Raw genomic sequence first — 5,051 nt, 5'->3', positions numbered from 1 at the left:
TGCTCGGATTGGTCCTTGCTCGGTGGTGTATGCGGTCCCTCGTACCACCTGAGCTTTGCTCTGAGGCGCTTGTTCTCCTGTCGTAACTGTTTGTTCTCTTCTCGAAGCTCTTGGTTTTCTTCGCGGAGCTGTTCGACCTCTTCCTCAAGCGAAGCAAGGCGTGCGAGGATTTCCTCTTTGGTAGGGTCGGAAGAAGTCATGAGCAGGCAAGACGGGATGGTCTCCGGCTGGAGACCATCCCTCGAAGGTGCATTCATTTGCCTGCTGCATCGATCTACGGCACCAATTGGGTGGCTCTTACGAGAGACTATCGAAATCAGTCTGGGGCTAAACACGTACTACACGCTAGTCCATGAATGGTAGATCTGGTGACAACAGACCTTCCGAGAATCGGAACGTCCGACCGACCAGTTTCTTGTTATGGTCATCGGAGTCGTCAACCTCGAAGTAAGCCCGGAGTGCCCGTCCAAACCACGTTTCGTTTGGTTCTTTGAGATCCGTTTGTTCCGTATACCACGTCTTGAATCGCCGGCGTAGTTCTGGAATCGGGGTTGTATCGCCGTCGGACTCTATCGTGACCAACTCGACGAAGGCTTTGGCGGCTTCTTCGTACCGAATCGAGGCGCTTTGGTGGGGGTTCTCCCACAGCGGCGGCTTTTTGAAGATGGTAAACGCATCGTTTTCCTGAAATTCGACGACCGTGTTCTCTAGGTACTCGTATCGTGTTGGGACAAGCGGCTTCCGGATGAACGTATAGCCGCTTGCGGCTGCACCCTTCGTCGCTCGCCGTCGAAGCTCTTCACCTGAGGCCGACTCAAGTACCCATTCGGTCCCGTCTTTGCGGACCTGTGGTGTCTGAAACTCGAAGGTGTCAACTGACTGGTCCGCAGCACCGTCTGCGAGTACGGTCCCATCGGGGGCGACCAACTGTAGCCTATCCTCGGGTGTTACTCGCCATGTCGCTTCGGAGATATCACGGGGCAACAGATACCAGACATCGCCCGTATGCACATCCTTGCGTTGATTGTAGATGATTGTCCCTTCCTCGTCAGTATATTTGAACGCCATACTGATGGGGCCCTCCTTGGCCTCCGGATTTGATGTCCACAGTGTCTGCTTTGCCTCCGTCCGTGACTCGGTGACTACGTGTACTTGATGGTCGTGATAGTCGGCCCGTGCGAGGTTCGTGAGCAGCGCTGCTGGCTTCGTTTTGTTTTCGACTTCGATTTCATGGAAATGAATAACGTCATCGGCTTTACTCACGATATCCGGACGCGATTCGCCATCGAGGTACTGTGTCGTCGTTGGGTCGTGATCCGGAATCTCCACGTCGATCACGTCCTGATCGACGGCAATAATTTCGTGGCCATGCCGGAGCAAGAATCTGATTCGTTCGATAACTAGTTCTTTGTGTCGATCCGATTCTTCATCCGAGTCGTCGGCCACAGCCGTCGAATCGCCGACTTCCTCGACGCCGTAGGATTGCCGGGTACCTGGGCTGGCACTCCCCAATTCTTCGGTCGTGAATGTCGGTTCGGCTGCTGTCGTTAGCCTCCCGAACGAACTCACGTCGAAATACACAGTGTTTAGGGTGAGGAAATGCAGTAGTTCGGCTTTGTGAATCGGGATGCGGCCGTGGACGCCGAAGAGTTCCTGGTAGCGATCCTCATTGTGGACTCGGCCAGCCAGTAGTGCCCGATACTCCGGGAAGCCCGCTGCGACTGCCTCGATCGGCCCATCGCGAAGGCTCATCTCGTCGAGTTGTTCAAGTCGTGATGGATGGGTACTTTGTCGGCTGGCGTATCGCTTGTGTGAGTCGATGGGTAATGCCCAGTTATCCGTCGATGGGCCGGACATATACGACGAGATCCGATACTCGTTGTCCGCTTCGAGATGACGTTTGAGATCCGCTTCGGTGACGATTCCGTGTCCCGCGCCGAACGGCGCGAGCCGTGACGTGACAAGGTAATCGTACGATTTCGACGACCCAGCCGGCTCTAACAGCGTCTGATGGACGCCGGGCATACGATCTCTTTTCAGTTCACGGACGAGTTCTACCGCCATAGCCTTCCCTGCCGTTTCGACGGGGTCAAACGACAGATTCTCCGGTTGCAGCAGTCGGGTCGTCGGGATGGGAATCTTCCCCAACGGTGTGAGATCAAGCGTACAGATCTGGGCCCCGATTATCTCCCCGAAGTGGTCGTCGATGATTGCCTTGATCCGCTGGGCTCGCGTATCTCCGCGATCCGCAGTATTGTTCGAGACTGGCTGCTCCGCGCTGATCGCTGATGTTGGTTCAGATTCTCCGGCATCGTCGGATCCGCCGTCGGTATAGGCTGTGAGTGATGTATTATTCGACCGCTCAGCCGACGTGCCGGCCCCAGTAGCCTCGTCTTGATCCGCTGAGTCCGCTTCAGCGGCCTTCTCGAGACTCTCGTTGTGCGTTAGCCGATTACTGTGACCAATAATAAAGTACTCCTGTTGGACCTTTCCTGGATAGGTCAACAGTTCAAGCATATCGATGCCGTTCTCTTTGAGGATGTCTTCGGCAACATCATCAAACTGTAGCAGTCGCTCAAGCCGGCGATCCTCGTCGGCGTGACCGGGGAGCATCAATCGAACGGCACCAAACCGACAGTACCTGAAGCTGCCCTCCTCGTCGATGTATCGTATCGGTCCGTTTGGTTTGGGTGTTTGTCCCATTTGTCGTGAAGTTGTTATTTTATCTCTTGATCTGGGTGCGATACAATCGGAACGGCGACTGCAGACGGCCACATATGGCTCGACGCTGTCGCTTCGTCTGTGTCCTGCTCTGGTTCGACGTCCCGTACTGGTCGTCGACTAGTGCTGTAGCGGTCCAGAGCAGACTGGGTCGCCAAACCGCATTTGTGGTGAGTCGTTGTGGGTTGTCCATACGTTGCTTAGTTGTGGTCTGAGATGTCCTCGTGGGGCGCTTCCGCTGACGAACAGCTATGGGCAATCTCGAGCGAGAGATCGATGGTCGGGAGCCACCACGAGCGATCGTCGGGCATCGTTGGTGGAATGTCTTCAACCGAGGGAAGACGATCCGACAGTATGCAAGCGACCGTCATCTGAGCGGGACGACGACAAGTCGTCTGTTTATCGTACCAAGCTAGAAAGTACTCGATGAACCGTCCTGTCTCACTGCTGTCTCTCGTGTCGTCGGGGATCGTATACGTCTCGAGGAAGGTATTGACTGCGCGCTCACAGTGTTCCTCCCATGATAACCGAGTAGAGTTCTCGGCCCAGCTTTGGGAGCGGATCGGTTCGACGAGCGAACTCCCGTCGCGATATGCGATTGTCTCCTTCGCGCAGAACAGCGGGAGCCTCGGTACGATCGGACGGCGCACAGCTTGGTACTCGTCTGCACAGTCCGCCAGCGAGCGATTCGTCTCGCGGATGTCACCATCGGGATCTGTTACGGCCAGTGAGTCCCCGTGAGTAGTGACCCGCGGTGTTTCGAACGAATACGACGTGATCGGTGCTGTAATCGGTCCTGCTGCGAGACATTGGCCCCCGCTATACAGGGCTCGGCGTCCATCACCGGAGACCGTCCAGTATGGCGACGGTGCGTCGCGCTTGGTGACGACAATATCGCCAGCGCTCGTATAGACGTACGTTGGAATGCTGTACAACTGGTGGCGATCCGGAGCACGGCGATTCGCATACGGGACCTCCAGGATATCTCGGGCCCACCGAGCAGCCTCTTGTGACGGCGTCACGACCAGCAGGTGCGAGCCCGTTTGTCCTGCACGGTTTGCTGCCATGATGAGTTCGCCTGCGGTCTCAACGACTGTCTCGGAGTTATCTGCGTCGGGGGCGACCACCACAACAGGGCCAGTCTCATCGTGAGGATGTCCCCGAAGGTGTGAGTCCCCGTACGACCGGTCATCGACCGAGTCGGCGTGAATGCCGGTTTCAGCTAACCAACCGCTGACAAACTCCCTCAACGACCCACTGCCCTGCACACCGAGTTGTGTCATTACGGGATGTGGGCCGGCCAGAAGCGTCTCATGGTCTGTCCCAGCCGCCTGCGTCCGAACGGTCTCACGAATGAATCGTGGCGCGTGACGAGTCGGCTTTGCTGGCCAGCGACACGGCTCGTAGTGTGGTGTTACGTCAAGCAACGCTTCGAGTTTAGTGGTCGACAGTGTCATCGTCGGCTCGACTGGGAGCGCGTCGTACGGGTCGGTTGCCGGGCGGCCCTGCAGCAGGCCAGCGTACTCGTGGGTACTGTCTCGGAGTCTTAACGATCGCAGGGCCGGGTTTGCGGCGACCTCCGTCTTCTCGCTGGTGATCAGCTTAGCAACCCGACTGCTTTCGGCCCCCGTCCTATCGGTTGCCCAGTAGTTGCCTGCGACACATCGGCTTGACGTGATTCTGTTTGGAGTCGTGCGATCGATTGGACAGACCGGCGAAGAATCGATCGAGGCTGCGAGACCATCCCGACCGAACGGTCGGCCCCCCAGTCCCACTTCCGCGGCGCGCGTCGTGACCCGGAACTGATCCGTCGAGACTGGGTGTATCAAGATCTGACCGACCGTCGGCACATTGCGGGTGTGATTGTGCGTGATAATCGCTCTGAGCAGCAACTCGAGTGCCGATGCCGAGGGCGGTTCGTCGCTGCAGACGAGGCGACTCGTTGGGACGGCAGCGATTCCAATGGGGTCCAACACGAGTGCATTGGTCTTTAGCTAAGCCTCACCTCTAGGTTGTGTAGCGGTAACGAGTCTCTCTTGTAAGATCGGTCGTTGCTGGTGAATCTTCTGCGCATCTTCGATCAGTCGTTCTAACAGCGGTGGCGGCGAGTAACCGAGGTACTCACCCAACTCGTGGAGGAGGAGTTGGGCGTGCGACCGGAAGGTCGCCGCCCAGCGTTCTGGTGGAAACACGATCTCGTCATCTGCGACAACGGTGAGCAGATCCAACAAATCACGGCTCACTAACAGCGACAGCAACGCTGCGTACAGCAGAATCTCGACAACATGGGATTTGCTCGTAGTGAACTCATCCAGTTCGTACTGCGTCTT

General features: G+C 56.9%; 2 protein-coding genes and 2 pseudogenes. All 4 read right to left on the bottom strand.

The window, feature by feature from the left end; translation table 11 throughout:
• Nucleotides 1–200, bottom strand: a pseudogene (locus BLR34_RS16340) (IS66 family transposase); the annotation flags it as partial.
• 145 nt (nucleotides 201–345) lie between these two features.
• The gene (locus BLR34_RS16335) at nucleotides 346–2,703 is read right to left on the bottom strand and encodes a hypothetical protein (protein ID WP_218120929.1); all 2,358 of its coding nucleotides are present in this window, start codon (nucleotides 2,701–2,703) and stop codon (nucleotides 346–348) included.
• A 218-nt stretch (nucleotides 2,704–2,921) separates the two neighbouring features.
• A complete protein-coding gene (locus tag BLR34_RS17190; RefSeq protein WP_176765366.1) occupies nucleotides 2,922–4,004 on the bottom strand; it encodes a hypothetical protein in 1,083 nt (360 codons plus the stop codon).
• Nucleotides 4,005–4,715: 711 nt separating this feature from the next.
• Nucleotides 4,716–5,051 (bottom strand): annotated as a pseudogene (locus tag BLR34_RS16325) (IS4 family transposase); the annotation flags it as partial.

Origin of the sequence: Halovenus aranensis, from assembly GCF_900100385.1 — an archaeon.
In the GTDB taxonomy this organism is placed as follows: Archaea; Halobacteriota; Halobacteria; order Halobacteriales; family Haloarculaceae; genus Halovenus; species Halovenus aranensis.
The sequence above is the reverse complement of the archived record's forward strand: the minus strand, read 5'-3'. Positions and strand labels throughout refer to the sequence as shown.